This is a genomic window from Accumulibacter sp. (genome assembly GCF_032229525.1).
In the GTDB taxonomy this organism is placed as follows: Bacteria; Pseudomonadota; Gammaproteobacteria; order Burkholderiales; family Rhodocyclaceae; genus Accumulibacter.
Genome location: NZ_JAVTWB010000134.1, coordinates 5,243 through 9,517 on the forward strand (window position 1 = coordinate 5,243; position 4,275 = coordinate 9,517).

A 4,275-nucleotide genomic window follows, 5' to 3' on the forward strand; every position below is an offset into this window, starting at 1 on the left:
GCCCTGCGTCGTGATGTGGCGATCGACCGCCTGGCCAAGACCAGGCAGCCTCTGGCGCAGATTGCCGCCGACCTGGGGTTTGCTGACAGCGCAGCCTTTTATCGAGCTTTCCTGAGATGGACCGGTATGGCACCGGCTCACTATCGGCGGCGGCTTTACGTCGGCGGGGGCGGACGGACTGCCGCTCAAGACGGCGCTGCCACAACGCCTTAGCGGATCACGAACGCGGGCGGCCTCGATGACGCTCGCAATCGCCAGAGTGCGCCGCCCTAGCACTATCGGTCAGTCATGAAACGCGTCGCGTTTTCAAGGTCGGCCTGGGTGCGGCCACTATACAGAGCATTGACGAACTTGCGCCAGATGAGGTCCGGCTCGCCCAGGCGGAAAGTGTAGACCCCGCTTCCGGAGCCCCTCGAGGCGCTGACCTTGACGCGGGACACTTCCTCCGGACCCAGCTGAATCGTCACGTCACCCCAGACATCGCTCGGAACGTTGACCCCCGCGTTTGCCTGGAAGCCGTAGCGCGAGAGCTGGACGATTTCGAGCTCGAACTGGCGGTTCTTGCCGTCGGGCGTCTGGAGGGAGAACGTAGCGGGGCAGAGGACGGAGAAGCGCCTGTGGTGGTGCCTGCCGCTGGCATCCTGGGAGCCCTCGGGCGGCGCCGGCAAGACGGCGCGATATTCCGGCAGGTCGTAGATCTCGTGGAGCAAACGCTTCTTGCGATCACTCAGGTCTCTGAACACGTTGGTGCGGACGTTGAAGAAGTGATCAAGCAACTCCGGAGTCAGCACGGGATCATTGGTGGTGTAGAAGCGTCGGGGCGGAAGCTGAATATTGGGCAGCTTGAGCTCGAAGAAGAAGGCATGTAGGTTTCGCTTCGGTGGTTCGGCGCCATACTTCTTCTTGCTGAGTTGCTCGAAAGCTCGGAGGTCCAGCGCAGCGCCCACAGCGGGGGCGCCATTCACGAAGTCGTAGTTTTCGACGACATTTTGCGTCAGTCGTTTGAAGAACAGCAGCGACTCGTACATCTCGCTGTGCCTGGGATTGACCGCGATTAGCACATGCCGCGTATCGAAGAAGGTCGTGCAGTAGTTGTGCATGAACTTCAACAGCGGGAACAAAACGCTGCCGCCGATTCGCCGGAACTTCCGGTGCACCGCCAACGCGGATGCCTCGACGATGTTTCCCCTCTTTTCTCGTACTGCGGTCAGGTCGAAGATCCGTTGGAGCGGGAAGCCCAACACGCTCTCCCTGATCAAGGACAGTGTCCCGACCACTTCGCCGTCATACTTCGCGCAGAGGGTAGTGGTGGTCGGCAAGGCGTGATAGATGGTGACGCGCATTCCGGAAGGATCTGGCTTCATGAAACCGCTGCTGACGTAGGCGTCATGCAGCAAGGCAAAGCACGCTTCAAGTTCCTCCTTCGTGTCGGCGATCTTGAGTACCAGGCGGTCACTCAGATCAGGGTCGCAATCGACGAGATTACGATAGACAGCCGCGTGTTTTTTCGTCGGGACAACGTTGAACGTTCTTTGCAACGCGTCGCTCAGGATTCTTCGTGTCCGCAAGACGAGTGTTCTGATCATCCCTACCCTCTCAGCAACTGTTCTGCCTCTACCCGCACGCTACACTCCTGTTGGTATGACCACTCGGTCGCTTTCCATCGCCAGCAGCTGACGGTCGCTGGGTGTGGCGTCCGTCAGTATCAGGGAAACGGGGCTAACGGTCATGACATGTCGAGATACCCCAGATCATGAAAGTCATGACCGTCCCCCCTCTTCCCCGGCCCTTCTCCCGCGCTGGGGAGAAGGGAAATTCGTGAGTCGCGTACGCGACTTTCACATTAAGCACAGCACGTCTTCAGGGTGCCTTCCAGCAAAAAGGACCAGCGTTACCCTGACCGTACAATTTTGAGCGCCATGCGCTCTCCTTGCCGGCAGCGGCCAAGCGTCCTGACGATCCGCTCGACGAGGATTCAACGGCAGACTAGCGTAGGTTGCGGTTCGCCGCCAGCGCTTTTGCTCGGCCGGTGGTTTTTTTCTTATCCCATGCGATGGTGAGGCGGTCAGGCGAGCGGAGTTCCCGATCTTGCGCAAAGTTCGCTGGCGCTGTACTGCACTCGAACGCAGCCAAGCCGCGGAGCGTTTGCCCTTGGTACGGGCTGCAGAAAATGGGCTTCTGCCGGTGCCGCGGCGTGCTCGGCGCCCAGCCTCGGGTCAGCGCCCGCAGGACGACTCGTCGAGCCGCTTCATACCGAACTTGACCATCATGCTTTCGGCCGGGCAGAAGCGCGTGAAGCCGCTCTGCAAGAGGTTGGCGCCGACGAAAGCGGTGAGCCACAGGAAGTATTTGGAAACAAACAGTGGACTGGCCTCTACGCCCAGGGCGAGAGAGATGAGGATGAAGCTGCCGGCCATGATGCGCACGGCGCGATCGGTGGTCATTTCTGGTACTCCTTTCTGAAGGCTGCGTAGTAAAGCACCGGGATCACCACCAGGGTGAGCAGGGTGGAAACGAAAATGCCGAAGATCAGGCTGATCGCCAGTCCGTTGAAGATCGGGTCGTCAAGGATGAAGGTCGCACCGAGCATCGCCGCCAGGCCGGTCAGTGCGATCGGTTTGGCGCGCACCGCAGCGGACTGAATGATTGCTTCACTCAGTGCCATGCCTTTGCCGAGTTGTTGGCGAATGAAGTCGACCAGCAGGATCGAGTTGCGGACGATGATCCCGGCCAGAGCGATCATGCCGATCATCGACGTCGCCGTGTATTGGCTGCCGAGCAGCGCATGCCCCGGCATGACGCCGATGATGGTCAGCGGAATCGGCGCCATGATGATCAGCGGTACCAGGTAGCTCTTGAAGTGCGCGACGACCAGCAGATAGATCAGGATCAAGCCGACGCCATAGGCGATACCCATGTCGCGAAAGGTCTCGTAGGTCACCTGCCACTCGCCGTCCCACTTGATGCTGTAGGAGGCATCGGGTGCGTCTGGCTGCTTGATGAACCATTCGTCGAGCGTGCCGGCAGCGTGATCGACGCCATCCAGCGCGCGGCCGGCAATCTTGCTACGCGCGGCGAACATGCCGTAGAGCGGCGAATCGAGCTTGCCGCCCATGTCGGCGACGACGTACACCACCGGCAGCAGGTTCTTGTGGTAGATCGCCTGCTCGCGACCCAGCTGTTGCACCTCGACGAGTTCGGAAACCGGCACCAACTGGCCGTCACGCGAGCGGACACGCAGCTTGAGCAGCGTGTCGAGGGTGCTTTTCTGCTCGGCCGGCAGGGTCAGACGCACCGGGATTTCGTATTTTGAGCCGGTGTTATGCACGGGGGTGACGTCATCGCCGGCCAGCCCCATGCGTAGCACGTCGACGATCTCGCTCTGTGCGACGCCGAGCAGCGCAGCCTTGTTCTGCAGAACGCGCAGCACGCTGCGCTGGCCGCCGGCGTTGACCGAGTCGTCGATGGCGACCAGGTCCGGCGTGGCCTCCAGGACCTTGCGCACCTCCTTGGCCACCGCCCGCTGGCCACGATAATCGGGTCCATAGATCTCGGCGACGATCGGTGAGAGGACCGGTGGTCCCGGCGGCACTTCGACGACCTTGGCGTTGCCGCCTGCCCGCCGCCCAATGCCTTCGATCGCGTCGCGAACCGAGATGGCGATTTCGTGGCTTTTGCGCGAGCGCTGCTGGTGGTCGACCAGATTGACTTGCAGGTCGCCGAGTTCCGGTGCGGCGCGCAGATAGTACTGGCGCACCAGACCATTGAAGTTGATCGGGCTGGCGCTTCCGGCGTAGGCCTGGTAGTTGCTGACTTCCGGCACCGTGGCGATTTCGGCACCAAGCTCGTGCAGGACGCGCGCGGTTTCCTCGAGCGGCGTACCCACCGGCATGTCGAGCACGACCTGGAACTCGCTCTTGTTGTCGAAGGGCAGCATCTTCAGCACCACCAGCTGCAGCGCTCCCAGCGCCAGCGAAGCGGCGATCAGCAGCATGATCGCCAGCAACAGCCAGCGGCGCGCGGCGCTGCCTTTCTGCGGGTCGAGGAACGGCGTCAACAGCCTACGGAACAGGCGATCGAGCCGGCTTTGGCTTGGCGAGCCGGCGTCGCCATCGCCATCGCCGGTGGGTGCCAGGTGCGGAGTCCTGGCCAGCAGCCGCGCCGCCAGCCACGGGGTGACGACAAAAGCCACGGCCAGTGAAATGAGCATCCCGAGCGAGGAGTTGATCGGGATCGGGCTCATGTACGGCCCCATCAGGCCGGTGACGAAGGCCA

4 protein-coding genes are annotated in these 4,275 nt (G+C 61.9%); 1 reads left to right on the forward strand and 3 read right to left on the reverse strand.

Annotated features, from left to right (window positions below; translation table 11 throughout):
- On the forward strand, window positions 1-213 hold a 213-nt coding region (locus RUW20_RS09300), incomplete at its 5' end, for an AraC family transcriptional regulator (protein WP_313951924.1).
- 62 nt (window positions 214-275) lie between these two features.
- Here RUW20_RS09300 and RUW20_RS09305 read toward each other — a convergent pair.
- From RUW20_RS09305 to RUW20_RS09315, 3 genes are all read right to left on the reverse strand, one after another.
- Window positions 276-1,586 carry an N-acyl amino acid synthase FeeM domain-containing protein gene (locus RUW20_RS09305; RefSeq protein WP_313951925.1) on the reverse strand — a complete coding sequence of 437 codons (1,311 nt, stop codon included), beginning with the start codon at window positions 1,584-1,586 and terminating at the stop codon, window positions 276-278.
- Window positions 1,587-2,216: 630 nt separating this feature from the next.
- On the reverse strand, window positions 2,217-2,444 hold the full coding sequence (locus tag RUW20_RS09310; protein WP_313951926.1) for a DUF2892 domain-containing protein: 228 nt from the start codon (window positions 2,442-2,444) through the stop codon (window positions 2,217-2,219).
- On the reverse strand, window positions 2,441-4,275 hold a 1,835-nt coding region (locus RUW20_RS09315; protein ID WP_313951927.1), incomplete at its 5' end, for an efflux RND transporter permease subunit. The genes RUW20_RS09310 and RUW20_RS09315, both read right to left, overlap by 4 nt.